This window comes from Sphingomonas jinjuensis (assembly GCF_014197105.1).
Taxonomy (GTDB): Bacteria; Pseudomonadota; Alphaproteobacteria; order Sphingomonadales; family Sphingomonadaceae; genus Sphingomonas; species Sphingomonas jinjuensis.
In genome coordinates this window covers 129,075-153,660 of record NZ_JACIEV010000003.1, presented here as the reverse complement: position 1 = coordinate 153,660, position 24,586 = coordinate 129,075, and the positions used below count along the sequence as shown (strand labels likewise).

Genomic DNA, 24,586 nt, shown 5'->3' with positions numbered 1-24,586 from the left:
ACAAATCGTTTGACGGGGGAATTTGCTGATCGCTAGCCTGCATACCCGATACTTGAACAACGCGAAACCGGCATAGACCGGCGCGACCCTGGAGAGGATGTCTGTTCGATGAGAAAGTTCCAGCTGCTCGCCGCCTCCGCCCTCGCCATGCTCCCGGCGCTCCCCGCCGCGGCGCAGACCGCCAGCACGACCACGGCCCAGAATACCGCGCCCACCAACGGACCGGGCCAGGAAGCGACCACTGCCGACGGCAACGCGCAGGCGATGATGCCGGGCGATATCATCGTTACCGCACAGCGCCAGTCGCAGCGGCTCCAGGACGTACCGATCGCGGTCAGCGCCTTCACCGCCGATAACCTGGCGAAACAGCAGATCAACAACCCGACGCAGCTTCAGGCGACCCTGCCCAGCGTCACCTTCACCAAGACCAACTTCACCTCCGCCAGCTTCACCATCCGCGGCATCGGCGACCTGTGCGTCGGCGTCACCTGCGATCAGGCGACCGCCATCCACGTCAACGACATGCCGTTGCAGAACACCCGCCTGTTCGAAACCGAATTCTTCGATTTGGAGCGCGTCGAGGTGCTGCGCGGCCCGCAGGGCACGTTGTTCGGGCGCAACGCCACAGCGGGCGTCGCCAACTTCATCACCGCCAAGCCCGACCTGTCGGGCATCCACGCCGCCGGCGAGTTCGAATACGGCAATTACGATTCGAAGCGCGCCCGCGCGATGTTCAACCTGCCGCTGACCGACACGCTCGGCATCCGCGTCGCGGGTACCTATCTCAATCGCGACGGCTATACGCTCAATCTGTACGACAACAGCCGCATCGACGACCGCGATCTCTATGCGATCCGCGGCACGCTGTCGTGGGAGCCGACGAGCGATACCCGGCTCGACATCATGGGCTATTATTTCCGCGAGAACGACAATCGCAGCCGCATCCAGAAGCAGCTGTGCCATCGCGATCCCACCGGCGTGCTGGGCTGTCTACCCGACACGCTGCGCTACGAGACGGTCAACGCAAACTCGACGCTCGCCGCGGTCCAGTCGTCGAACGAATTCCTGACGCTCGCCTCGGCGGCGTCGGGCGGCATCCTCGGCCGCTTCGGGCTCGGCAGCATCTACGGCACCGACCAGTTCGCCGGCGTCGTCAATCCCGCGAACAATCGCGTCGTCAACACCGACTTCCGCCCGACCTACTTCGCCGACGAAGAGCAATATATGGCGAAGTTCTTCCACGACTTCGGCCCCGTGTCGCTCAACCTGACCGGCGGCTACCAGCGCAGCGCGGTCAACTCGCGCAACGACTATACGATCGCGGTGGAGCGCTCGCTGGCGAACAATCCTGGCCTCGCCGCGCTCAACACGCTGGGCCGCGCCGGCACGCCCTTCGCCTTCCTCAACACCGTTCGCCAGACGCTGATCCCCAACGGCCCCGCGGCGGGCGTCTGCCAGTCGGATACCGATCCCAACAACACCGGCATCTACGGCGGCAAGAGCCTGGGCTGTTATCCGACCAGCATCGACTTCGACGAATCGAGCCAGCGCAGCAACCAATATTCGCTCGAAGGCCATATCGACAGCAAGTTCGACGGCATGGTCAACTTCCTGATTGGCGGGATCTATTACGATTCCACGGTCAGGAACAACAGCTACTACGTCAACGCCTTCGGCCTCGACTATGCATCGGGCATCCTTGGCGCAGCGGCAAGCGGTGGCACGGCCTATTTCGGCTCACCCTTCTATCGCAACAACACCGACTATTATCGCCTGAAGTCCTACGGCATCTTTGGCGAGACCTATTTCGAATTCAGCAATAAGCTGAAGCTAACCCTCGGCCTGCGCTACAACCACGACGACAAATATGTCCGAGCGCGCAACACCTATCTCGTCGATGCCAACGGCACCAACCCTTATGTCCCCTACGGCTCGGCCAGCCTCAACGATGCGCGCAATTACAACGGCAGCTTCGTCAACCCCGTCGGCGGCGCCACCGTGCCGCAGCTGGACTTCGACGCCACGGTCGCCGGTGCCCAGCCCTTCGCCGAGAATCGCGTCAATTTCGGCCGCCTGACTGGTCGAGCGGTGCTCGACTATCGCATCACGCCCGACAATCTCGTCTACGCGTCCTACTCGCGCGGCTACAAGTCGGGCGGCATCAACCCGCCGGTCGCGCCGGTCTTCGCGGTGTCCTCGTCGTTCGCACCGGAGCAGGTCGATGCCTATGAGATCGGCTCGAAGAATACCTTCGGCAACGGCACGCTGCGGCTGAACCTGACCGGCTTCCTCTACAATTACCGCAACCTGCAGCTCAGCCGGATCGTCGCGCGCACGGCGGTGAACGACAACGTCAACGCCCGCATCTACGGCGTCGAGGCGGAAGCGATCGTCAGCCCGGTGCCCGCGCTCGTGGCCAACTTCAACTTCAGCTACCTCAATACCCGCGTATCGCAGGACAAGTTCCTCGCCAATCCGCGCGATCCGTCTGGTGGCCGCTCCGACGCGGTCATCATCAAGGACGTGACCAACGCGTCGAACTGTGCGGTCATCCCCAACACCGCCGGCCAGGTCGCAGCGGTCAACGGCTATGTAGCCGCGGTGAATTCGGGTGCCGGGCTGCGCGCGCCGACCGCGATCCCAGGGACCAACACGACGGGGGCCTTCGGCATCTGCTCGGCGCTCGCCGCCACCGCCGCCAACCCACCCGCCGCACTCCGAGCGCTCTTCGGCGTGCCCAGCGGCGCGCTGCCCTTCACCGTGCTCGGCTCGGGCGTCGCGGTGAACATCGCCGACAACAAGCTGCCCCAGGCACCGACGTTCAAGGCGGCGGCTGGCATCCAGTACACCGTCGACCTTGGCGCCTCGGGCTGGACGATCGTCCCGCGGGCCGACATCGCCTATACTGGCAACAGCTTCGGCACCGTCTTCAACCTCAACGTCGATCGCATCCCGGGCTATGAGGTCGTCAACGCGCAGATCCAGGTCAACGCCCCCGACGACCGCTTCTACCTGCGCGCCTTCGTTCAGAACCTGACGAAGAACGACGCGATCACCGGCCTTTACGTCGGCGACCAGTCGTCGGGCGTGTACACCAACATCTTCACGATCGAGCCGCGGCGCTACGGCGTGGCCGCCGGATTCAAGTTCTGACACGGGCGTCCTCGACTTGCGCGAGCAAGTCGAGGACTCGCCACGTCGGCCAGCGGGGACGGCACCGCCGGCCCCGTCTGACGACGTGGCGTCCTGCCCCCGTCAGCCGGCACGGCTCGCCACGGCGTGTGCTCACACGCTCGCCCCACCCCATCGTCATCCCGGCCTTGAGCCGGGATCCATGGTGCGGCGGGCCACTGAGCTAGATCTCCAGATCAGTCGCTCGTGGCAAGCTGGATCCCGGGTCAAGCCCGGGATGACGAAGGGCGCGCGTCTCCACGTTCCTAGCGACCCAACCGCGCGCCATGCCAAGCAACATGATCGGCCATGAACGTCGACGCGAACGAATAGCCATGGTCGTACCCCGGCTGCATCCGCAGCGTCAGCGGTATCCCCGCCGCCTCGCACGCCGCGCGCAGCAACTCGGGCCGTAGCTGCTCCGCCAGGAACGCGTCGGCCTCGCCCTGGTCGACCAATAGCTCGTCGACCCGCGCGCCATCCTCGATCAGCGCGCAGGCATCGTGTCGCCGCCACGCCGCCCTGTCCTGCCCCAGGTAACCGCCCAGCGCCTTCTCACCCCACGGCACGTGGGCAGGCGCGACGATCGGCGCGAAGGCACTGACGCTGCGGAACCGCCCGGGGTTGCGCAATGCGATCGTCAGCGCGCCATGCCCGCCCATCGAATGGCCAGTGATCCCCTGCCGGGCCATGTCCACCGGAAACGCCTCCGCTACCAGCGCCGGCAGGTCGTCCTCGATATAGGTTCGCATGCGGAAATGCGGCGCCCACGGCGCCTCGGTCGCATCGACGTAGAAGCCGGCGCCCTGGCCGAAGTCCCACGCCGGATCGTCCGCCACGCCCTCGCCCCGCGGCGAGGTGTCGGGCGCGACGAAGACGATCCCCACCTCCGCACAGGCCCGGCGATACTCGCCCTTGTCAGTGACGTTGGCGTGGGTACACGTCAGCCCCGACAGGAACCACAGCACCGGCAGTCGCGCGCCCGGCGCATGATCGGGGACGAAGACCGAAAAGGTCATATCCGTCCCCGTCGCCGCCGAGGCGTGACGGTACACGCCCTGCGTGCCGCCATGCGCCCGCGTGGTCGAAACCGTCTCCATGCTCATGCGCCGCGATAGATGGCGCAAAGCTTGTGGCCGTCGGGATCGCGGACATAGGCGAGGTGCATCGGCCCCATCGCGCCGCTGCGCAAACCCGGCGCATCTTCGATCGAGGTGCCGCCCGCCTCGACCGCGACGTCGTGGAACTGCTTCACCTGCTCGGCCGACGCGCACTTGAAGCCTAGCGTGAAGCCGTTGGCGCAGGTCGCCGCCTCGCCATCGAGCGGCTCGCTCACCGCCAAGGTGCCGCCGCCGTGCGAATAGAACAATCGCGTCTTGCCGCCCTCGGTCACGTTGCGGAACGGCTCGCCGGCGCCGACCACGGCCAGCACCTTGTCATAGAATGCCTTGGCACGATCGATATCGTTGGTGCCCACCATCACATGGTTGATCATCGGCTGTTCCTCTCCGGTTATCAGTAGATCACGACGGAGCGGATGCTCTCGCCGGCGTGCATCAGGTCGAAGCCCTTGTTGATCTCGTCCAGCGTCAGCCGGTGCGTGATCATCGGGTCGATCTCGATCAGCCCGTCCATATACCAGTCGACGATCTTGGGCGTGTCGGTCCGCCCGCGGGCGCCACCGAAGGCGGTGCCCTTCCAGACGCGGCCGGTGACGAGTTGGAACGGCCTGGTCGCGATCTCCTTGCCGGCTTCCGCGACGCCGATGATGATCGACTCGCCCCAGCCACGGTGGCACGCCTCCAGCGCCTGGCGCATCACCGTCGTGTTGCCGGTGCAGTCAAAGGTATAGTCCGCACCGCCGTCGGTCATCGCGATCAGGTGCTGGACGACATCGCCCACGTCCTTCGGGCTGACGAAGGCGGTCATGCCGAAGCGACGCCCCCATTCCTCGCGATCGGGGTTGATGTCGACGCCGATGATGTGATGCGCACCCGCCAGCTTCGCGCCCTGGATCACGTTGAGCCCGATCCCGCCCAGCCCGAAGACGACGACCGTCGCGCCGGGCTCGACCTTGGCGGTGTTCACCACCGCGCCCACCCCCGTCGTCACGCCGCAGCCGACGTAGCAGCTGGTGTCGAAGGGGGCGTCCGGGCGGATCTTCGCCACCGCGATCTCGGGCAGCACGGTGAAGTTCGAGAAGGTCGAACAGCCCATGTAGTGGAAGATCGGCTGCCCCTTATAGCTGAAGCGCGTCGTGCCGTCGGGCATCAGCCCCTTGCCCTGCGTGGCGCGGATCGCGGTGCACAGGTTGGTCTTGCCCGACAGGCACGACTTACACTGGCGGCATTCGGGGGTGTACAGCGGGATGACGTGATCGCCCGGCACCACGCTGGTGACCCCGGCCCCCACCTCGCGCACCACGCCCGCGCCCTCATGGCCCAGCACGCTCGGGAACAAGCCCTCGCTGTCCAGCCCGTCCAGCGTATAGGCATCGGTATGGCAGATGCCCGTCGCCATAATCTCGACCAGCACCTCGCCGGCCTTGGGGCCCTCCAGGTCGAGCTCGACAATCTCCAGCGGCTTCTTCGCCTCGAACGCGACGGCGGCACGGGTCTTCATGGGCTTAGGCACTCCTCGCAACCTTCCCGCTCGTTGGTCGATTGAACGCCCATGATCAAGGAGACGATGCGATGACCAGTTTCAAGAAGGGCGACGAGGTAAGCTGGAAAAGCCGCGGCGGCACGGCCCACGGCACCGTCGAGAAGAAGATCACCAGCACCACCGACGTCAACGGCCACACCGCCAAGGCGACGAAGGACGAACCGCAATACATCGTAGAGAGTGACAACGGCGGCAAGGCAGCGCACAAGGCGGGCGCGCTTCACAAGGCGTGAGTCCCGGCGACGGGACCGAAGGAACAACAGGAAGGATCGATATGGCCACCGCCAAGGAAGAGAAAGGCGCCTCGAAGGCCGCCGCCACGCAGACCAAGGAAGGCACCGGCATCCATGCTCCGGTCCAGCCGTCTAAGGAACTCGCCGAGGTGGTTGGCTCCGACGCGATCCCGCGCAGCCAGGTGATCAGCAAGGTGTGGGACTATATCAAGTCGAAGAACCTGCAGAATCCCGAGAACAAGCGCGAGATTCTCGCCGACGAGAACTTGAAGAAGGTGTTCGACGGTCGTGACAAGGTCACGATGTTCGAGATGAACAAGTACATCTCGAAGCATCTCAAGGCGGCCTGATAGATGATGCGGCGATGGGTTGGCGCGTGCGCGCCGCCCTCGCCGGTCAGCGGCGCGCGAGCCATATGGTGTGACGCGCGCCGCGCCCGCTGCGACCACCGCGGACGGCAACCTCTTCGGTCGTAAAGCCAGCTCTCTTCAGCCGGTTGGCGAATCGCGCATCCGGCTCGGCCGACCAGATCGCCAGCACCCCGCCCGGCCTCAGCGCTGCGCGCATCGCGGCCAGCCCGGCCTCGCCGTACAGCCAATTATTGCCCGCGCGGGTCAGGCCATCGGGTCCGTTGTCGACATCGAGCAGGATCGCATCCCACGCCTGCGCCTCGTCGCGGATCGGCCCGGCGACATCGTCGATCACGATCGATACCCGCGGGTCGTCGAGCGATCCGGCGAACACGGGCGCCAGCGCGCCCCGCGCCCACTCGGCCACCGCCGGCACCAGCTCGGCGACGACGAATGCAGCTCCCGGCCCGAACGCCGCCAGCGCCGCACGCAGCGTGAACCCCATGCCCAGCCCGCCGATCAGCACGCGCGCATCGCCGCGGACCCGCTCGGCGACCAGCGTCGCCAGCGCCTCCTCCGATCCGGGCGACCGGCTTCCCATCAGCTCGGTCGCACCCAGCATGATCGTCCACGCGCCATCCCGCTCATACAGTTTCAGCTCGCCACCGCCGGGCACGGGGGCGACATCGATGAGGATCCGTGGTTTCATGCGCCTCCTTACCAATCCTCCCCCGCCAGGGGGAGGTGGCAGCGCGCCAGCGCTGACGGAGGGGGCGGAAACACTGAAATCAACTGCGGTGCTGCCTCCCCTTCATCGCGCGGGGCGCGCCACCTCCCCCCTCGTGAGGAAAGGTCGAGGACAGCGCTTGCCCATGTCCTGCCCCCCTCATACCCATCCGGCGATGCCCCAGATCGTCCCCATTCTCGACCCGGCCGACCCCCGCATCGCCGACTATCGCGACATTCGCGAACGCGATCTCGTCGGCCGCCGCGGGCTGTTCGTTGCCGAGGGGCGCGTCGTCCTCAACGTCCTCGTTACCTCGCCGCGCTGCACCCCCGTTTCGCTGCTCGTCGCCGAGCATCGCCTGCCGACGCTTGACGACATCCTCGATCGGCTCGGCGATGCCGTTCCGGTCTATGCCGCGGCCCAGCCGGTGCTCGATGCGATCGCCGGCTTCCCCCTCCACCGCGGCCTGCTTGCGCTCGGCCGACGTACCGATACGCCCGAGGCCGACGCCTTGCTCGCCGGCCTGCCGGCCGATGACGACGTGCTGCTCCTTTCCGCCATCGCCAATCACGACAATATGGGTGGCCTCTTTCGCAACGCCGCCGCTTTTGGGGTGGGCGCGGTGCTGCTCGATGCCGATTGCTGCGACCCGCTCTATCGCAAGGCGATCCGCGTCTCCGTGGGCGCCGCACTGCGCGTGCCTTACGCCGTGCTCCCCCGCGATATCGACGCGCTGGCGCTGCTCGAGCGTCACGGGTTCGCGCCTCTCGCCCTCAGCCCCGCAGGCGCACAGGAGCTGGCCGACCTGGCGCCGCCGCCCCGCGCCGCCGTCATCCTCGGCGCGGAAGGCCCCGGCCTCTCCCCCGCCCTCCTCGCGCGTACGACGAGCGTGCGCATCGATATGGAGGCGGGATTCGACAGCCTCAACGTCGCCACCACCGGCGGCATCGTCCTCCACCATCTCGCCGCCGCGCGCCGCGCACGGAACGCGATCGCCCATCCCGCGCTTTGACCCGATCGGCGACGGCGAAAGGATAGGCGATGAAGGTCGGATTCATCGGGCTCGGAAACATGGGTGCGGCGATGGCCGCCAATCTGGTCGAGGCCGGGCACGACGTGACGGTCTGGAACCGCTCGCCGGACAAGGCCGATGCGCTGGTCGAGACTGGCGCCACGCTCGCGCAGTACCCCGCAGACGCCGCCCAGGGCGACGTGGTGATGACGATGCTCGCCGACGATGCCGCGGTCGAGGCGGTGGTATTCGGCGAGCACGGCATTGCCGGCGCACCCGCAATCCACGTTTCGCACAGCACGATCAGCATCGCGCTCGCCGAACGGCTCGCGGCGACGTCCGGCGGCGGCTTCGTGTCCGCGCCCGTGTTCGGCCGTCCGCCCGCCGCCGAGGCCGGCCAGCTCTTCGTCATCGCCGCCGGCGATTCGGCGCTGGTCGACGCCTGCCAGCCGCTGTTCGACGCCATCGGCCAGCGCACCTTCCGCATCGGCGACACCGCTCCCGCCGCGAACCTGGTCAAGCTGAGCGGCAATTTCATGATCATGGCCGCGGTCGAGGCGATGGCCGAAGCGATGACGCTCGCCGAAAAGGGCGGCGTCGACCGCAAGCTTCTGCTCGAGGTGCTGACCGGCACGCTGTTCGGCGCGCCGATCTATCGCACCTATGGCGAGATCATCGTCGAGGACCGCTTCCGCCCCGCCGGATTCGCCGCGCCGCTCGGCCTTAAGGACATGACGCTCGCCGACGCCGCGGCCACTCGCTACGGCGCGGTCATGCCGCTGCTCGGCATCGTCCGCGATCAACTGCGCAGCGCGATCGCGGTCGATGGTGAGGACGTCGACTGGGCGGCGGCGGCGTCAAGTGTCCGTCATGCCTCGGGAATTGCACTAAAAGGGCAGTAGTAGCTACCCGGTAGATGGACGAAAGCGGGACACGCGGTACGTTACCGGGCAAAGCGAATACTTGAACGATGCCGCCAGGGCTTCTTAAATCATTTTTATGAATCAACAGGCCTTCGCCATGATTGGCGATGGGGCTTTGGCGCAGCGGCGTCGGGCGCCCGAGACGAAAAACCTGCTTTTGGAGAGCTTGTCGGCGGATGATTTCGCCCTGCTCGCGCCGTCGCTGGAACGCGTGCCCTTCCGCATCGGCGAGGTGCTGGCCCGGGCGGGGACGCCGATCAGCAACGTCTTCTTCTTCGAAGGCGCGATCGCCGGGGTCCTCGATTCACTCGAGGGCGATCGCCGCTTCGCCGTCGGCCTGATCGGGCGCGAGGGCTTTGCCGGCAAGGCACTGCTGCTGGGCGACGACCGCTGGCCGTACGACATCGTCATGCGCGCCGAGCCCGGTGACCTGCTGCGCTGTCCGGCCGACGCGCTGCTCGCGGCCTTCGAACGCAGCGAGACGCTTCGCCTGGCGTTGCTGCGCTATGTCCACGTCTTCATGCTGCAGATGGGACGCACCATCGTCTCGTCGCTGGCGCATTCGATCGAGCGCCGCATGGCGCGCTGGATCCTGCTCTACCACGATCGCGTGCGCGGCGACGACATCTGCATGACGCATGAGGAATTCCGCCTGATGATGGGGGTTCGTCGCGCCAGCATCACCGACGCGCTCCACCGGCTGGAAGAAGCGCAGGCGGTCTGGGCCCGGCGTGGCCGCATCACCGTGCGCGATCGCGCCAAGCTCATCGCGCTCGCGGGTGACACCTATGGCCCTGCGGAGCGCGACTATCGGCGCCTCATCTCGCCCCATTTCGCGCACGACGAGGGTTGAGCCGTCAGGCGAGCTTCATCGACGCCGCCCAATTGACGAACAGGTCCGGCCAGATCGCCACCGGCTTCCCCGCCGCGCGGCGCAGGCCGAAGCCATGGCCGCCGGTCGTGAACAGGTGCGTCTCCACCGGCACGCCCACTCGCTTGCAGGCGGCGCGCATCTCCAGCGTGTTGTCGACCGGCACCGTCGCGTCGTCCTCGGCATGGGCCATGAAGATCGGCGGCGTCCGTGCGGTGACGTTGGCGGCGTTGCTGTGCGCCCGCTCGACGGCGGCGGAGGCTTCGGCACCGACCAGCAGCGCGCGCGATCCGGGATGCGCCAGCGGCGCGCTCATCGACTGGACCGCATAGATCGGCGCCGCCAGCATCGGCCGCGCCGACAACCGGTCCGCCGCATCGATCGCGCGATAGGTCATCGCATCGAACCGCGTGGCCAGGTCGCCGCACAGGTGTCCGCCCGCGGAAAAGCCCATCATCGCCACCCGCGTCGGATCGAGGCGATAGGCACCCGCCCGCTGCCGGATCAGCCGCATCGCGCGCTGGGCGTCGGATAGCGCGACATCGGGTCCCGCTGCCCATCCGTCCCCCGGCAAGCGATAGAACAGCACGAACACCGTATAGCCGCGCGCCGCCAGCCAGCGCGCAACCTCATAGCCTTCCTTGTCGATCACGATCCGGGCATAGCCGCCGCCCGGCGCCACCAGCACGGCCGCGCCGTTGGGCGTGGCCGGCCTGAACACCACCATCCGCGGCCGCACCACGCCGCGCACCGCTCGATCGGGAAAGGCGGGATCGGTACTGCGCTCGTCCACCGTCTCGACCGGCGGCGTCGCCGGCATCCCCGGTGCAGGCCCTGGCCACAGGTCGATCGTCTCCGTCGGATCGCCGGGATGGCGTATGCCAGGCGGCGCAGTCTGGGCCGAGCCCGCCGCACCCACGGCGGCCAGCCCCAGCAACAGATGGCGCCGCCCCAGTTCCATCACATCTTGAACCGAACACCGGCCAGGATCGTACGGCCGAAGTGGTTGTACTCATAGTTACGGTTGGCATCGAGATCGGTGTAGCGGTCGCGATAGGTGTCGGTCAGGTTCGTGCCCTCCAGCGACACCTCCGCCCACGACGTCACGCGATAGCGGAGCGAGGCGTCGACGTTGATCGTCGAGTTATAGCCTTCGAACACGTTACCGGTGCCCGACGAGCCATCGATATACGGCCCGCGATAGCTGATCGAGCCGCGCGCCGAGAAGCGCGAGTCCTCGTAGTACAGCGTGCCGTTATACGCCCGCTTCGACAGGCCGTAGAGCGTCTCGGTGCGGCTGACGTTGACGAGGCCACCGCCCGGCACCACCGCCGGCCCGCTCTGCGTGTAGGTCGCGTTCGATCCGATGAAGGTCGCGTTCGCCAGCACGCCGAAGTTCTTCAGGAACCCCGGCAGGAAGCGGAACGTCGACTGCAGCGACACCTCCAGCCCCTTCAGGTCGGCCCCGGTGCCGTTGGTGATCGAATTGATCGTCCACAGCTGCCCTTCTGGGTTCGAGGCGGCAGGCGACGACGGCGGGATGATCGACAGCGGCAGCCCGGTCGATGCATAGGTGCCGGTCTGCGTCACCGACACCGGGAAGCTGTCGACCGTCTTCTTGAAGATCGCGACCGAGAAGATCGACTGTGGCGCGAAATAATATTCCGCCGCCAGGTCGTACGACGTCGCGCGGAACGGATCGAGCTGCGGGTTGCCGAAGCTGATGCGATAGTTGAACCCGTCGACTGAGCCGCCCGGCGTCAGGTTGCCGAGCGTCGGCCGCGTGATGACCTTAGATACGGCGCCGCGGACGATCACCTTCTCGGTCGGGAAAAGCGCGACGTTCAGGGCCGGGAGCCAGTCGTCGTACGACCGGTCCACCGTCACCGCGACGCCGTTGTTCAGCCCGGTCGAGGTCTGCGACGTGTGGACGTAACGAACGCCCGCATTCGCCGCATAGCGCAGGCTCAGAATGTCGCCCTTCACGTCGGCCTGGAGATAGCCGCCCGTCACTTCCTCGACGACGTTGCGGATATTGCCCGCATCGACCGCCAGCGGTCGGCTGTACAGGTTGGTGTACTTGGCCGCGGCATCGATGTTGGGGATCAGGAACTGCGTCGTCGTGCCCGACGGCTGGCCGGCATTGCCCAGCGTGAACAGCTCGCCCAGGTTGCCCGCGGGGAAACCGTACACCGCATTGGCACCGAACACCGACGACGGCGTACAGGTGATCGTACCCAGCACCGCATCGGGTCCGGCCGTCGTCCGCGTCGGGCATACCACGGTATCGCGCGTGTAGCCCTTGGTATCGAACTCGAACCGCCGCCACACCGCGCCGGTCTTCAGCTGGAAGGCATCGGGCACCACGTCCCATTCCGTGCGCAACTGCGCGGTACGGAACTTGTTGACCGTCGCCGACGGCCGGTCGCGGATTTCGGCCAGCTGAAAATTGGCGGGATCGGTCACGCTGGTGCCGAACGTCAGCTTGGGATGCCGCGAGTCGGTGTAGTCGTAGCTGTAGTTCTGCGCGTCGCGGTCATCGAACACGAAGGTCGTCTCGACCGGGATCGACGCGTCCGACTGCGACACGCCGCCCATCAGCGTGAAGCGGAAGCGGTCGCCGACATCCTGATCCCAGCTGCCGCCAACCTGATAGAATTCGGTCTTCGACTGGCGCAGATAATGCTCGGTGCGGACCCACGCATCGTTCAGCGTCGCCGAGATCATGTTGTTGTTGCTGTCGTAGACGGGGTTGACCACGTCGATCGACCGCTCGTTGCTGCGCAGCAAAACCTCGCCCCACTTCTCTTCGCGCTTCTCGGTGAAGCGCGAATAGAGCGCGTCGACCGACAGCTTGGTGCTGTCGCTCGGCTCGAACTGGACGCTGCCGGTCAGGCCAAGCCGCTCGCGGCCGTGGAACACCTCGCCGTAGCGCGGGATGCGCGGGTGGAACGACAACGCCGCCTGGTCGCACGCGCTGCTCGACCGATAGGTGCCGCCGGTATTCTGCACCCGCGTCGTGCCCGTCGCCGAATTGAAGAAGCACGGCGTGCCATTGACCGAATCGAACCGCGCCTGCGCCCAGCGGACGGTATTGTTGCCCAGCTCGAGATTGTCGGTCTTCTGATAGGCCGCCGACACCGCCGCGCCGAAGCGTCCGTCGGGCGACTTGTACGAGATCAGCCCGGCGAGCCGCGGCCGCGTGTTCTTCGACAGGTCGTTGTACGTCGCCACCGCCGAACCGACGACCGTCAGCCCGGTCTTGCCGCCCAGCGGATTGCCGGTGTTGAGGTCGACCACCGCACCCAGCGAGCCTTCGTCGAGGCTGGCCTCGGCCGTCTTGTGGACGACGATCGAGTTGAACAGCTCGGATGCGAACACGTTGAAATCGAACGCACGATCGCGGTTGGCGCTGGCGCCGTCGGTCGAGGTCGCGACCGTCTCGAGCCCGTTGACGCGGACGCGGGTGAACTGCGCGCCCAGACCGCGCACGGTGATCGCGCGGCCTTCGCCGGCGTCGCGCTGGATCGAGATGCCGGGAATGCGCTGCAGCGATTCGGCAAGGTTCTGGTCGGGAAATTTGGCGATGTCTTCGGCCACGATCGCATCGACTGCCGATACCGACTGGCGCTTCACCGACAGTGCGGCGTCGAGCGACTTGCGGAACCCCGTGACGACGATGTCCGCGGGATTGTCGGCCACCTGATCTTCCGCGCTCTGCGGGGCCGTCACTGCGGCCGGATCGCCTGCGGTCACGGTGGAATCGGCAGGCACGACCGCGGTCTGTGCCGGAGCGGGATCGGTATGGGTCGGCGAACCGGGCGTCTGCGTCGCGGGCACATGCGCCGCCTGCGCGATCACGGCCGTCGGCATCAGTGCCGCAACCGTCAGCGCGGCGATCGACGCGCCACCCAGCATGGACATGGTCTTCATCAGCCTCACTCCCCTTCGACGACCGCTGTCGCCACATCATGCCGACGTCGGCGCCGATTGTGGGCTGCCGACCGTCAATCGCGACCGGATGGGGAGTGGGTTGGGTTGCCGGCATGCGCTGCCGTCATCGTTCCTCTCCCGACGCGTCGCCTCTTTCGGGCGCTCCGCCACCGGACCTTGTGTCGCCTAGGTAACCGGTGTCAAAGACAATGTGGCGAGCGTCCCTACATGTCAATATGGCAGTTTGGACACGGGAGATGACGATGAACGGGCTCGGTATTCTGGTCTTCGGCGCCCTCCAGGCGATGGCACCCACACACGCACCGCAACAGCCTCGTGCGATGATCGTCGTCGCTGAGAACGACGTGCGTCGCGACGAACCGACGCCGCATGGCAACATTGGGACCAGCACTGCCTATCGCATCAGCGATTCGGTGCCGGGCCGGACGATGGAATTCCGCAAGCGCGTCCTCCACCCCGGCGGCGCGATCGGCCTTCATCCGCTGGCGCATGACGAGGTCTATTACGTCCTGTCGGGCGAGGGCGAGGTCCAGTCGGGCACGGACAAGCGCCGCCTGACGCCGGGTATGGCGGCCTATCTCTACGACGGCGCGACGGTGGGCATCCGCCAGCTGGGCAAGGCCCCGCTGGTGCTGATCGTGTCCTATCCGGTGAAGGCCGCGCCCCGGCCGTAATTCTAACCCTCAATCCGTCATGCTGAGTTTGTTTCAGCATCTCCCCCGATTGCGCACGCCCGTGGCCCCAGATGCTGACACAAGTTGAGCATGACGTGTTGACCGAGACGCCGCGTCACGTCCCCGGCTGGATATACGGCACCCGCGCGAACAGCTCGCGCTGCCACCGCCGCGGATCGTCCTCGACATGGGTGCGCACGTCGAACACCATCGTCGCCCGCCGGTCGAGGTCGTAGCGCGGCCACGCCGCCCCCGGATCACCCGTCCGCGCGAACGACACGAACGCCGCCTGCATCGCCGCACTCGCCGCCCGCGCGTCGGCGCCGGTCCCCGTCAGTGCCCCCTTCGCCGCCAACGTCCCGAACACCAGCGCGATATCGATCGAATGGAACGCCCCGCGCGCCGGCTCGGTCCGCGCCGCGAAGTCGACCTGATACACCCAAGCCGGCGCCCCGGCGCGCGCCCGCGCCTCGGCCTCGATCACCTGCCCGCGCCAGCTGCGCCCGCACGTCGTCGCGTCATAGAAGACGTCGGTCGGCGTCATCTGCGGAAAGCGCAGCCGATACTCCGCCACCACCCATTCGGGCAGCACATCGATGCGCAGCTCGGGCGCGATCCACTCGGCCAGATTGTCCCACGACAATCCCCGCACCTTCGGCCCGTCGGGGGCGATGAACGCCCGCGTCTCGTCGTGCGTGTTGCCGAGCATCATCGGAATGCCGAGCGACTGCGGTGCCGCGTCGGGCCAGAACGGATGTCGCTGCAGCGAACGCATGTCGAGCACCGGCCCGAAATACACGCCGCCGCCCAGCACCGGATCGGTCGCCGCCAGCGCCTCGACCAGCCGCTCGGTCGGCATCGCCAGCAGCGGCGCCAGGTCGTGCTCACCGACGCCCAGCTTCGCCAGATACGCCCGCGTCCGCGCCGTCGCGTTCATCGGGCCGGACGCCGTCACCTGCTGCCCGCTCATCGTCGCGGCGCGGTGGAACAGCCCCGCTGCCGCCGGCGTCGCCATCATCGTCGCGATCTTCGCGCCGCCGCCGGACTGGCCGAACACCATTACCCGCGACGGATCGCCGCCGAAGCTCGCGATGTTATCGCGGACCCACTTGAGCGCGAGAATCAGGTCGAGCTGCCCGGCATTGCCGCTGTCGGCGAAGCGCGGGTCGAGCCGCGCCAGATACAGGTAACCGAACGCATTCAGGCGGTGGTTAACGCTGACCACGACGACATCGCCGGCCTCCGCCAGGCGCACGCCATCCTGCCGCTCCAGATTGGCACTCCCCGACGAATAGGCGCCGCCGTGGATGTACACCATCACCGGCCGCGCCGCCCGCGCGTCGGCCTCGGGCGTCCACACGTTGAGCGTCAGGCAGTCTTCGGCGAAGGACAGCCCCTCACCCCCCGCATCGCCGCTCTGCGGACACGACGGCCCGAACGCCAACGCCCGCACCGGCTCACGCGCCGCAGGTTCCGCGATCGGCGCCATGAACCGCGCGGCACGGCCATAACGGATGCCCCTGAACACCGAGACGCCGCCCTGCCGTTCGCCGAGGAACGTGCCCGCCGGCGCCATGGCCCGCGCCGCGCCACCCTGCCCGCGTGCCGCGCTCGCCACCGTCAGCGCGAGGCCGCCCGCCAGCAGCGACCGCCGCGTCGTCACCGGCGCACGTCCAGTCCGCCTTCGAGAAACGCGTCGATGTCCGCCTGCCGGAACAGCGCCGCATCACCCGGCAGCGAATGCTTGAGCGCCGCCACCGCCAGCCCGATCCGCGCCGCGCCCGCCGCATCCTCGCCGCTGCGCAAGCCGTGCAGCACGCCGGCCGCAAAGGCATCGCCGCCGCCGATCCGGTCGACGATCCCGGCGAGCACGACTTCCTCCGTCTGCGCATGGCCATCGCGCGTATCGATCCGCGCCGACAGCCGGTTCAGGTCGACATGCTCGACATGCCGCGCCGTCGAGGCGATCATCTGCAGCGCCGGAAAGGCATCGAACGCGGCCTCCGCCGCCAACCGGCGCCGATCCTCGCCCTCGCCCGCGAAATCGTCGCGGCCCAGCAGCAGCGCGATGTCGCGATGGTTGCCGAACATCAGGTCCGCATGCCGCACGATCTGCGTCAGGATCGCCCGCGGATCGCCGTCCCATCGCGCCCACAGCTTGCCGCGCCAATTGCCGTCGAACGATACCGCGATGCCCCGCGCCGCTGCTGCCTCGGCCGCCGCGATCGCGCTTTGTGCCGGCACCGGACCCAGCGCCGGGGTGATCCCCGACAGGTGCAACCGGTCGACGCCCGCCAGGATCGCGTCCCAGTCCCACGCATCGGCAGGCGCCTCGGCGAAGCTCGACCAGGCGCGGTCGTAGATCACCTCGGTCGCGCGCATCCCGGCGCCCGACGTGACGAAATACAGCCCCATCCGCTCGCCACCGAGCTGGATCTGGCCGACGTCGACGCCATGTCCGCGCAGCGTCGCGACGGCGGCGCGTCCCAGGTCGTTGTCCGGCACCCGGCTCGCAAAACCGACGTCATGGCCAAGCCGCGCCAGCTGCGTGACGACGTTCGCCTCCGCGCCGGCCACCCACACGTCGAGCGTGGGCGTCTGCATCAGCAGCTCGCGTCCCGGCGGGCTGAGCCGCAGCATGATCTCGCCGAACGCCAGGAACTTGGCCATCGCACCCTCTCAAATCCTCCCCGCTCGCGGGGAAGGCTTAATCCATCACCTCGCCAGCCAGCCGCCGTCGACCGCCAGGATATGCCCCTGGACATAGGCCGCCGCATCGCTCGCCAGGAACACCGCCGCGCCGCCCAGGTCCTTCGGATCGCCCCAGCGTGCCGCCGGAATGCGATCGAGGATCGACTGGTTGCGCGCCGCATCCGCCTGCAACGCGGCGGTATTGTTGGTCGCGATATAGCCCGGCGCGATCGCGTTGACGGTCACGCCATGCTTCGCCCATTCGTTGGCTAGCAGCTTGGTCAGGCCGCCGATCCCGCTCTTCGAAGCGGTATAGCTCGGCACGCGGATGCCGCCCTGGAACGTCAGCATCGACGCGATGTTGATGATCCGACCGCCACCCTGCGCAATCATGTGCCGCCCCGCCGCCTGGCACAGGAAGAACACCGACTTCAGGTTGGTGTCGACCACCGCATCCCAATCTTCCTCGGTGAAGTCGACCGCATCGGCACGGCGGATGATCCCGGCGTTGTTGACCAGGATGTCGAGCCGCCCGAGCTTATCGATCGTCTCGTCGACGACCCGGCTCACCGGCTCGATCGTCGACAGGTCGGCCGACACGATCTCGCCGCGGCGGCCCAGCGAAGCGATCTGCTCCACCGTCTCGGTAGCGGGCGTTCGTCCGACGCAGGCAACGTCGGCGCCAGCCTCCGCCAACGCCACGGCAATCGCCTGGCCGATCCCGGTATTGGCACCGGTGACGACCGCGACGCGGCCGGTAAGGTCGAAGGGGTTCATGTAAATTCCTGCTCCCCTCCCCTTCAGGGGAGGGGCTGGGGGTGGGGTAGCGTCCTGGCGATACGGTGACCGAGGTGAGGCGTTGACCGGTGCACGAGCACGTCCCCACCCCAACCCCTCCCCTAAAGGGGAGGGGCTCAGTCGGTCCTCACGCCAGCTGGCAGATATCCAGCACGTTCATGTCGGTATAATCCTGGTTCTCGCCCGCCATCGCCCAGATGAAGGCATAGGCGCCCGTGCCCGCACCCATGTGGATCGACCACGGCGGCGAGATCACCGATTCCTCGTTGCCGACGACGATGTGGCGCATCGCCTCACCCTCGCCCATGAAATGCATCACGCGGCCCTGGTCGCCCGCCAGGTCGAAGTAGAAATAGATCTCGCTGCGACGCTCGTGAACGTGCGGCGGCATCGTGTTCCACACGCTGCCCGGCTTCAGCACCGTCAGGCCCATGACGAGCTGCGCCGAATCGCACACGCCGGGGATGACCAACTGATAGATTGTCCGCTCGTTCGATTCCGCCAGGCTGCCGCGCTCCAGCGCATTGGCGTCGGCGATCGACAGCTTGCGCGTCTGGAAGCCCTTATGCGCCGGGCACGACGCCAAATAGAAACGCGCGCCCTCGCCCGCGAACTCGACGTCCTGCGCGCCCATCGTGACGTAGACGCAGTCCATCTTGCCGAGCATGAAGGTCTCGCCATCGACGGTGACGGTGCCGTCGACACCGCCGACGTTGACGATCGCCAGCTCGCGCCGCTCGAGGAACGGATGCCCCGCCGCCGACGCCGGCTCGGTCTGCGCGGGCAGCTTCACCGGCGCACCGGCGACCGCAACGCCGCCAATCACGAAGCGATCGGCATGGGTATAGTTCAGCACGCATTCGCCGTCGCGGAACAGACCCTGGATCAGATAGCGGTCGCGCAACTCGTCGTTGGAGACGCACTCCATCATGTCGGGATGCGTGGCATAATAGGTGCGGTCGTACATGAAGGCGTTCCTCAGGCCGCGCGCGCGGCGGGTTCGGGTTGATCGATTCGATAGGCTCGGCGGACGAGCCCGCTGGTCAGCTCTAGCGCCAATTCCGCCGCTTCCCAATCTTCGAGACGGTGTTCCACGACAAGCCGTGCCAGGAAGGCGCAATCGACGCGCCGCGCGACGTCGTGCCGCGCCGGGATCGACAGGAAGGCGCGGGTGTCGTCGTTGAAGCCGACGGTATTGTAAAAGCCCGCCGTTTCGGTCGTCGTCTCGCGGAACCGCATCATCCCCTCGGGGCTGTCGTGGAACCACCAGGCGGGGCCGAGCTTCAGGCACGGATAATGCCCCGCCAGCGGCGCCAGTTCGCGCGCATAGACGCTCTCGTCGAGCGTGAAGAGAATGATCGACAGGTCGCGCTCGGTACCGACCACGTCGAGCATCGGCTTCAGCGCATGGACATAGTCGGTGCGCGTCGGAATATCGGCGCCCTTGTCGCGGCCATGGCTCGCGAACAGCCCGGCGTTGTGGTTGCGGAAGGAACCCGGATGGATCTGCATGACCATCCCGTCCTCGACGCTCATCTTCGCCATTTCGGTGAGCATCTGTGCGCGGAACAGCTCGGCATCGGCCGCCGTCCAGCTGCCGCTGACGATCCGGCCGAACAGCGCTTCGGCCTCGACCGGCGAAAGGTTGGCGGTCGCCGCAGTCGGGTGGCCGTGGTCGGTCGCGGTCGCCCCCGCCGCACGGAAGTCCGCGCGCCGCTTCGCATGCGCCGCCAGATATCCGCGCCAGGAATAAACGTCCTCGCCGGTCAGCTCGGCGAAGCGCTTCATCGCGCCGTCGAACTGCTCATGCTCGACGTCGATCACGCCATCGGGACGATAGGTGGTGACGACGCGCCCGCCCCAGCCGGACCGGTGGATCGCATGGTGCGAATCGAGGCTGTCGTGCGCGCCCTCGGTCGTCGCCAGGAAGTCGATGCGGAAGCGGTCGAACAGCGCGCGCGGGCGGAAGGCGTCGGTCGCCAGCGCCTCGTTGATCCGGTCGAAATACAGGTCGGCGGTCGACGCATCGAGCGCCACGTCAAAGCCGAACACCTCGGCGAAGACATGGTCGACCCACAAGCGCGACGGCGTGCCGCGGAACAGATGATAGTTGCTCGCGAACAGCCGCCACGCGGCGCGCGGGTCGGTCGCCGGCACGCCGCCGCGATGCGGGATGGCGAGATCGTCGAGCGCGATGCCCTGCGAATAGAGCATGCGATAGATATAATGATCCGGCGCCAGCAGCAGCGATGTCGCGTCGGTCCATTTGTCGTCGGTCGCGAACCACTTGGGATCAGTGTGGCCGTGCGGGCTGACGATCGGCAGGCCACCGACCTCCGCGTACAGTGCGCGGGCGACGTCGCGGGTCTTGGGATCCGCGGGAAACAGGCGATCGGGATGAAGCTCCAACGGCCGGGTCACGTCACCTCTCCTTTGCGCGGCATATCTCGCGGCGGTCGTTTTAGGTAACCGGTGTCAGGCTATTTAGTCAATCGCCGGCGACGCTACCGATCCGCGCCGGATCAGCGTCGACAGGAATAGCGACGGCTCTTCGACCTCATCGTCTTCCTCGCCATTCGCGATCAGCTTCAGCGCCGCCGAGCGGGCCATCGACGCGATCGGCCAGCGCACCGTCGTCAGCGGCGGCCAGATATGCGCGGCGATCGGCGTATCGTCGAAACCGATGATCGACAGATCGCGCGGCACGCTCAGCCCACGCATCTGCGCGGCGTGCATCACGCCCGCCGCCATCTCGTCGTTGCACGAGAAGACCGCGGTCGGCCGCGGCACCAGGTCGAGCAGCCGCTCCGCCGCGACCAGCCCCGATTCGAACGTGTAATTGCCATCCGCGATCAGGCTGCGCGGCAGCGAGACGCCGGCCTGGCTCAGCGCCTCCTCGAACCCGGCGCGCCGTTCGCGTGCCGAGCGGAAGCCGTGCGGTCCACCGATCAGCCCGATCCGCTTGTGACCCTGCGCCAGCAGATATTCCGTCGCCCCGCGCACCGCCTCGCGGTCGTTCGACGCCACCATATGCGGCGAGTCGTCGAGCGCGGCCGAGCCCATGCGCACGTAGCGACAGCCGATCGCGCGGCACAGCTTGGCGACCATGTCATTCTCGCTGACCGGCGGCATCAACAGCACGCCGTACAGGCGCTGCCGTTCCAGGAAGCGGCGCAGATCGTCGAGCATCGTCGCCGATCCGCGATCGACCGGCCGCACCACCATCTCGAACTCAGTATCGTGCAGCGCCTCCAGCATGCCCTGCTGAACGTTCATCACCGTCTGCGCATTCGGATTGTCGTGGACGAGGCCGATCAGGAAGTTACGCCTGAGCGCCAGCGCGCGTGCCTGCGGATTGGGAATATAGCCCAGGTCGCCGATCACTTCCTCGACGCGGCGCCGGGTGTCGTCACCCAGCAACGGAGAACGGTTGATGACCCGGCTCACCGTTTTCTTGGAAACGCCCGCGATACGCGCGACGTCGTTGATGGTCGGCTGTCCGGTCCTCTGCATGGCGACACGGTAGCCTACCGCCCGCCTTGCGCAAACCAATCACTTGGGTATGATGACACCGGTTTCCCAAGCAGACGGAAATCGCAAGAGAGGATATGATGGCCGACGCGTTGACGATCGACGCGCGCGACGATGTCGCGACGATGCTCGACGATGCCCCAGCCGGCGCGACTGTCGCCGACCTCACCCTCGCCGAACCGGTGGCGCGCGGCCACAAGCTCGCACGCCGGGCGCTCGCGGCGGGTGATCCGATCCTGAAATTCGGCTACCCGATCGGCCGCGCGACCCGCGCGATCCAGCCGGGCGAGCATGTCCACAGCCACAATTGCGCGACCGCGCTCGGCGGCACCGGCAGCTATCGCTACACCCCCGTCACGCCCGAGCCGGCCCGGGCGCCGCTCGCCGCCACCTTCATGGGCTATCGCCGCGGCGATGGCCGCGTCGGCACTCGCAACGAGATCTGGGTCCTGCCCACCGTCGGCTGCGTCGCGCGCACTGCGGAGCGGATCGCGACGCGCGCCGCGGCGATGCTCGGCGACCGCGTCGACGGCGTCCACGCCTTTACCCATCCGCATGGCTGTTCGCAGCTCGGCCACGACCTCGGCGGCACGCGCGCGATCCTCGCCAGCCTCGCCTGCCATCCCAACGCCGCCGGCGTCCTGATCGTCGGCCTGGGCTGCGAAGAGAACCAGGTTGCCGCGCTTCTCGACACCATTCCCGAATGGCGCCGCCCGGCGATCCGCATCCTTGCAGCGCAGGCGAGCGCCGACGAGGTCGAGGACGGCATCGCCAAGATCATGGAGCTGGCCGCGCTGGCGGACGTCCCCCGCACCCCGGCCTCGCTCGGCGAGCTGGTGCTCGGCGTGAAATGCGGTGGTTCCGACGGCCTGTCCGGCCTCACCGCCAATCCACTGGTCGGCCGCATCAGCGACCGCGTCGCCGAGGCGGGCGGCCGCGTCATCGTCACCGAAATTCCCGAGATCTTCGGCGCCGAGCAGCTGCTGATGGACCGCGCCGCGACACCCCAGGTGTTCGAATCGATCGTCGGCGTCGTCAACGGCTTCAAGCAATATTTCATCGACCATGGCGAACCGGTGTCGGAGAACCCCTCCCCCGGCAACGTTGCGGGCGGTATCACCACGCTCGAGGAAAAGTCGCTCGGCGCGGTGCAAAAGGCCGGCCGCGCGCCCGTCGCCGACGTCATCGCCTATGGCGAACGCTTGCGCACCGATGGGCTGACACTGCTCGAGGCGCCCGGCAACGACGCCGTGTCCTCGACCGCGCTCGCCGCCGCGGGCGCCACCGCCATCCTCTTCACCACCGGCCGCGGCACGCCGCTCGGCTTCCCGGTGCCGACGGTGAAGATCGCGTCGAACCACGACCTGGCGCAGCGCAAGCCGAACTGGATCGATTTCGACGCCGGCGCCGTCCTCGACGATGGTTTCGACGCGGCGGAGGCGGCGCTGATCGACCGCGTCCTCGCCATCGCCTCGGGACAGGAGACCGCCGCCGAACGCAACGGCGAGCGTGAGATCGCGATCTGGAAACGAGGGGTGACACTGTGAGATTGGCGAAGGCGACATTGCCCCAGGTGCCGGACGACATCGCCGCACCGCGCACCCGCGGTCCGCTCGGGGTCGGCATCGTCCATTTCGGCCCGGGCGCGTTCCACCGCGCGCATCAGGCGGCTTACATCGATGCGCTGCTCGATCGCGACTCGCGCTGGGGCATCGCCGCCGTATCGATGCGCAGCCGCGGCACCGTCGACGCGCTCGCCGCGCAGGACGGCCTCTACACGCTCGCGATCCGCGACGCGGAAACCTCGCACCGCATCATCGGCGCGCATCAGCGCTTCCTTGGCCCGGCGGAAGCGGCCGAAACCCGCGCCCTCCTCGCCGATCCCGGCGTCGGCCTCGTCACCACGACGGTGACCGAAAAGGGCTATTGCCTGGCCCCCGACGGCACGCTCGACATCAACCATCCCGACATCGTCGCCGACCTTGCCGGCGCCGACGTTCCCGCCAGCGTCGTCGGCTGGATCGTCACCGGCCTCGCCGCCCGCCGCGCCGCCGGCATCGCGCCCTATGTCGTGATGCCGTGCGACAATCTGGCGAACAACGGCGCCAAGCTAAAGGCGGCGCTGGTCGCCTTCGCCCGCGCTACCGACCATGATCTCGCCGATTGGATCGAACGCGACGTCGCAGTGCCGGCGACGATGGTCGACTCGATCACGCCCGCCGCCGACGAAGCGCTCGCCACCGACGTCGCCGCCGCGCTCGACGGGCTCGTCGACGAGGCGCCCGTCCAGCGCGAGGCATTCGCGCAATGGGTGATCGAGGACATCGGCCGCCCGCTCGGACCCGACCTCGCCAGCGTCGGCGCGACCGTCACTGCCGACGTCGCCGGTTACGAGCGCGCCAAGCTACGAATCCTCAACGGCGCGCACTCGACGCTCGCCTATGCCGGGCTGTTGCGCGGCCATGCCAGCGTGTCCGACGCGATGGGCGACCCTGCGCTCGCCACCTTCGTCGAGGCAATGATAGCGGACGACATCGCGCCGATGCTCGCTCCGGTCGCCGGTCTCGACCTTCGGGCCTATGCCCAGGCCGTCCTCACCCGCTTCCGCAACCCCGTCATCGTCCATCGCCTCGAACAGATTGCGATGGATGGCTCGCAGAAGCTTCCCTACCGCCTCGGCGACACGCTGATCGCGAACCGTGCCGCGGATCGGATGCCGACCCGCGTCGTCGCCGCGCTCGGCTGCTGGATCGCCTTCCTCGTCACGCGCACGAAATCCGGCACGCCGATCGCAGATCCGGCCGCCGACACGCTCGCCCGCATCGCGACGAGCGGCGATCCGCGGCGCATCGCCGCCGAGGTAGCCGAGCGCGGCATCGGCCTGCCCACCGCTATCGCTGGCGACACCGCCGCCCTCGACGCCATCGCCGACGCCGCCTCCCGCGCGCTCGCCGGCGACTGGTCCATCCTCGATCGGCGCTGATGCC

21 protein-coding genes are annotated in these 24,586 nt (G+C 67.6%); 9 read left to right on the top strand and 12 right to left on the bottom strand.

Annotated elements, in window-relative coordinates; genetic code table 11:
• Positions 1–108 precede the first annotated feature (108 nt).
• Entirely contained in the window at positions 109–3,153 is a 3,045-nt protein-coding gene (locus GGQ80_RS06460; RefSeq protein WP_183983082.1) for a TonB-dependent receptor, read from the top strand.
• Positions 3,154–3,437: 284 nt separating this feature from the next.
• Here the strand turns inward: GGQ80_RS06460 and fghA are convergent, their stop codons facing one another.
• The 3 genes from fghA to GGQ80_RS06445 are packed head-to-tail and all read right to left on the bottom strand — an operon-like array spanning position 3,438 to position 5,793.
• Positions 3,438–4,271 (bottom strand): S-formylglutathione hydrolase, encoded by an 834-nt coding sequence (gene fghA / locus GGQ80_RS06455; protein ID WP_183983081.1) that lies wholly within the window; start codon positions 4,269–4,271, stop codon positions 3,438–3,440.
• A 2-nt stretch (positions 4,272–4,273) separates the two neighbouring features.
• Entirely contained in the window at positions 4,274–4,666 is a 393-nt protein-coding gene (locus GGQ80_RS06450) for a VOC family protein (RefSeq protein ID WP_183983080.1), read from the bottom strand.
• A 20-nt stretch (positions 4,667–4,686) separates the two neighbouring features.
• On the bottom strand, positions 4,687–5,793 hold the full coding sequence (locus tag GGQ80_RS06445; protein ID WP_183983079.1) for an S-(hydroxymethyl)glutathione dehydrogenase/class III alcohol dehydrogenase: 1,107 nt from the start codon (positions 5,791–5,793) through the stop codon (positions 4,687–4,689).
• Between the two features lie 71 nt (positions 5,794–5,864).
• Here GGQ80_RS06445 and GGQ80_RS06440 point away from each other — a divergent pair, with 71 nt between their 5' ends.
• On the top strand, positions 5,865–6,068 hold the full coding sequence (locus GGQ80_RS06440; RefSeq protein ID WP_183983078.1) for a hypervirulence associated TUDOR domain-containing protein: 204 nt from the start codon (positions 5,865–5,867) through the stop codon (positions 6,066–6,068).
• A gap of 41 nt (positions 6,069–6,109) precedes the next feature.
• Entirely contained in the window at positions 6,110–6,418 is a 309-nt protein-coding gene (locus GGQ80_RS06435; RefSeq protein ID WP_183983077.1) for an SWIB/MDM2 domain-containing protein, read from the top strand.
• 46 nt (positions 6,419–6,464) lie between these two features.
• Here the strand turns inward: GGQ80_RS06435 and GGQ80_RS06430 are convergent, their stop codons facing one another.
• Complete coding sequence (locus tag GGQ80_RS06430; RefSeq protein WP_183983076.1) at positions 6,465–7,127, bottom strand: spermidine synthase; 663 nt, start codon at positions 7,125–7,127, stop codon at positions 6,465–6,467.
• A gap of 193 nt (positions 7,128–7,320) precedes the next feature.
• Between GGQ80_RS06430 and GGQ80_RS06425 the strand changes: the two genes are divergently transcribed.
• From GGQ80_RS06425 to GGQ80_RS06415, 3 genes are all read left to right on the top strand, one after another.
• Positions 7,321–8,157 carry a TrmH family RNA methyltransferase gene (locus GGQ80_RS06425; RefSeq protein ID WP_183983360.1) on the top strand — a complete coding sequence of 279 codons (837 nt, stop codon included), beginning with the start codon at positions 7,321–7,323 and terminating at the stop codon, positions 8,155–8,157.
• 29 nt (positions 8,158–8,186) lie between these two features.
• On the top strand, positions 8,187–9,059 hold the full coding sequence (locus GGQ80_RS06420; protein WP_183983075.1) for an NAD(P)-dependent oxidoreductase: 873 nt from the start codon (positions 8,187–8,189) through the stop codon (positions 9,057–9,059).
• A gap of 97 nt (positions 9,060–9,156) precedes the next feature.
• Complete coding sequence (locus GGQ80_RS06415; protein WP_221364225.1) at positions 9,157–9,933, top strand: Crp/Fnr family transcriptional regulator; 777 nt, start codon at positions 9,157–9,159, stop codon at positions 9,931–9,933.
• A 4-nt stretch (positions 9,934–9,937) separates the two neighbouring features.
• On the opposite strand, the gene GGQ80_RS06410 is transcribed toward GGQ80_RS06415, so the two are convergent.
• Both GGQ80_RS06410 and GGQ80_RS06405 read right to left on the bottom strand, forming a co-directional pair.
• The gene (locus GGQ80_RS06410; protein ID WP_183983073.1) at positions 9,938–10,912 is read right to left on the bottom strand and encodes an alpha/beta hydrolase; all 975 of its coding nucleotides are present in this window, start codon (positions 10,910–10,912) and stop codon (positions 9,938–9,940) included.
• Positions 10,912–13,884, bottom strand: coding sequence for a TonB-dependent receptor (locus GGQ80_RS06405; RefSeq protein WP_246346920.1), 2,973 nt, complete (start codon positions 13,882–13,884; stop codon positions 10,912–10,914). The genes GGQ80_RS06410 and GGQ80_RS06405 overlap by 1 nt, the downstream gene beginning before the upstream one ends.
• A 341-nt stretch (positions 13,885–14,225) precedes the next feature.
• Between GGQ80_RS06405 and GGQ80_RS06400 the strand changes: the two genes are divergently transcribed.
• Positions 14,226–14,579 (top strand): cupin domain-containing protein, encoded by a 354-nt coding sequence (locus GGQ80_RS06400; RefSeq protein ID WP_183983072.1) that lies wholly within the window; start codon positions 14,226–14,228, stop codon positions 14,577–14,579.
• Between the two features lie 115 nt (positions 14,580–14,694).
• Here GGQ80_RS06400 and GGQ80_RS06395 read toward each other — a convergent pair whose 3' ends face one another.
• From GGQ80_RS06395 to GGQ80_RS06370, 6 genes are all read right to left on the bottom strand, one after another.
• Entirely contained in the window at positions 14,695–16,242 is a 1,548-nt protein-coding gene (locus tag GGQ80_RS06395) for a carboxylesterase/lipase family protein (protein WP_343050898.1), read from the bottom strand.
• The gene (locus GGQ80_RS06390) at positions 16,239–17,249 is read right to left on the bottom strand and encodes a sugar kinase (protein ID WP_183983071.1); all 1,011 of its coding nucleotides are present in this window, start codon (positions 17,247–17,249) and stop codon (positions 16,239–16,241) included. Before GGQ80_RS06390 ends, GGQ80_RS06395 begins: the two co-directional genes overlap by 4 nt.
• Positions 17,250–17,294: 45 nt before the next feature.
• Positions 17,295–18,047 (bottom strand): 2-dehydro-3-deoxy-D-gluconate 5-dehydrogenase KduD, encoded by a 753-nt coding sequence (gene kduD, locus GGQ80_RS06385; protein WP_183983070.1) that lies wholly within the window; start codon positions 18,045–18,047, stop codon positions 17,295–17,297.
• A 148-nt stretch (positions 18,048–18,195) separates the two neighbouring features.
• Positions 18,196–19,035 carry a 5-dehydro-4-deoxy-D-glucuronate isomerase gene (gene kduI, locus GGQ80_RS06380; RefSeq protein WP_183983069.1) on the bottom strand — a complete coding sequence of 280 codons (840 nt, stop codon included), beginning with the start codon at positions 19,033–19,035 and terminating at the stop codon, positions 18,196–18,198.
• Positions 19,036–19,046: 11 nt separating this feature from the next.
• Positions 19,047–20,489 carry a glucuronate isomerase gene (gene uxaC, locus GGQ80_RS06375; protein ID WP_183983068.1) on the bottom strand — a complete coding sequence of 481 codons (1,443 nt, stop codon included), beginning with the start codon at positions 20,487–20,489 and terminating at the stop codon, positions 19,047–19,049.
• Between the two features lie 63 nt (positions 20,490–20,552).
• A complete protein-coding gene (locus GGQ80_RS06370) occupies positions 20,553–21,581 on the bottom strand; it encodes a LacI family DNA-binding transcriptional regulator (RefSeq protein ID WP_183983067.1) in 1,029 nt (342 codons plus the stop codon).
• Positions 21,582–21,679: 98 nt separating this feature from the next.
• Between GGQ80_RS06370 and GGQ80_RS06365 the strand changes: the two genes are divergently transcribed.
• Both GGQ80_RS06365 and GGQ80_RS06360 read left to right on the top strand, forming a co-directional pair.
• Positions 21,680–23,146, top strand: coding sequence for a UxaA family hydrolase (locus tag GGQ80_RS06365; RefSeq protein WP_183983066.1), 1,467 nt, complete (start codon positions 21,680–21,682; stop codon positions 23,144–23,146).
• A complete protein-coding gene (locus GGQ80_RS06360; RefSeq protein ID WP_183983065.1) occupies positions 23,143–24,582 on the top strand; it encodes a mannitol dehydrogenase family protein in 1,440 nt (479 codons plus the stop codon). Before GGQ80_RS06365 ends, GGQ80_RS06360 begins: the two co-directional genes overlap by 4 nt.
• Positions 24,583–24,586: the final 4 nt, after the last annotated feature.

Excerpts from the sequence above, each read along its gene's own strand:
- GGQ80_RS06460 (WP_183983082.1), top strand. The coding sequence starts at position 109 with ATGAGAAAGTTCCAGCTGCTCGCCGCCTCCGCCCTCGCCATGCTCCCG.
- kduI (WP_183983069.1), bottom strand. The coding sequence starts at position 19,035 with ATGTACGACCGCACCTATTATGCCACGCATCCCGACATGATGGAGTGC.
- GGQ80_RS06445 (WP_183983079.1), bottom strand. The coding sequence starts at position 5,793 with ATGAAGACCCGTGCCGCCGTCGCGTTCGAGGCGAAGAAGCCGCTGGAG.
- GGQ80_RS06365 (WP_183983066.1), top strand. The coding sequence starts at position 21,680 with ATGGCCGACGCGTTGACGATCGACGCGCGCGACGATGTCGCGACGATG.
- GGQ80_RS06430 (WP_183983076.1), bottom strand. The coding sequence starts at position 7,127 with ATGAAACCACGGATCCTCATCGATGTCGCCCCCGTGCCCGGCGGTGGC.
- GGQ80_RS06410 (WP_183983073.1), bottom strand. The coding sequence starts at position 10,912 with ATGGAACTGGGGCGGCGCCATCTGTTGCTGGGGCTGGCCGCCGTGGGT.
- GGQ80_RS06370 (WP_183983067.1), bottom strand. The coding sequence starts at position 21,581 with ATGCAGAGGACCGGACAGCCGACCATCAACGACGTCGCGCGTATCGCG.
- GGQ80_RS06400 (WP_183983072.1), top strand. The coding sequence starts at position 14,226 with ATGATCGTCGTCGCTGAGAACGACGTGCGTCGCGACGAACCGACGCCG.
- kduD (WP_183983070.1), bottom strand. The coding sequence starts at position 18,047 with ATGAACCCCTTCGACCTTACCGGCCGCGTCGCGGTCGTCACCGGTGCC.
- GGQ80_RS06420 (WP_183983075.1), top strand. The coding sequence starts at position 8,187 with ATGAAGGTCGGATTCATCGGGCTCGGAAACATGGGTGCGGCGATGGCC.
- GGQ80_RS06425 (WP_183983360.1), top strand. The coding sequence starts at position 7,321 with ATGCCCCAGATCGTCCCCATTCTCGACCCGGCCGACCCCCGCATCGCC.
- GGQ80_RS06450 (WP_183983080.1), bottom strand. The coding sequence starts at position 4,666 with ATGATCAACCATGTGATGGTGGGCACCAACGATATCGATCGTGCCAAG.
- GGQ80_RS06415 (WP_221364225.1), top strand. The coding sequence starts at position 9,157 with ATGAATCAACAGGCCTTCGCCATGATTGGCGATGGGGCTTTGGCGCAG.
- GGQ80_RS06440 (WP_183983078.1), top strand. The coding sequence starts at position 5,865 with ATGACCAGTTTCAAGAAGGGCGACGAGGTAAGCTGGAAAAGCCGCGGC.
- GGQ80_RS06405 (WP_246346920.1), bottom strand. The coding sequence starts at position 13,884 with ATGAAGACCATGTCCATGCTGGGTGGCGCGTCGATCGCCGCGCTGACG.
- GGQ80_RS06390 (WP_183983071.1), bottom strand. The coding sequence starts at position 17,249 with ATGGCCAAGTTCCTGGCGTTCGGCGAGATCATGCTGCGGCTCAGCCCG.
- fghA (WP_183983081.1), bottom strand. The coding sequence starts at position 4,271 with ATGGAGACGGTTTCGACCACGCGGGCGCATGGCGGCACGCAGGGCGTG.
- GGQ80_RS06435 (WP_183983077.1), top strand. The coding sequence starts at position 6,110 with ATGGCCACCGCCAAGGAAGAGAAAGGCGCCTCGAAGGCCGCCGCCACG.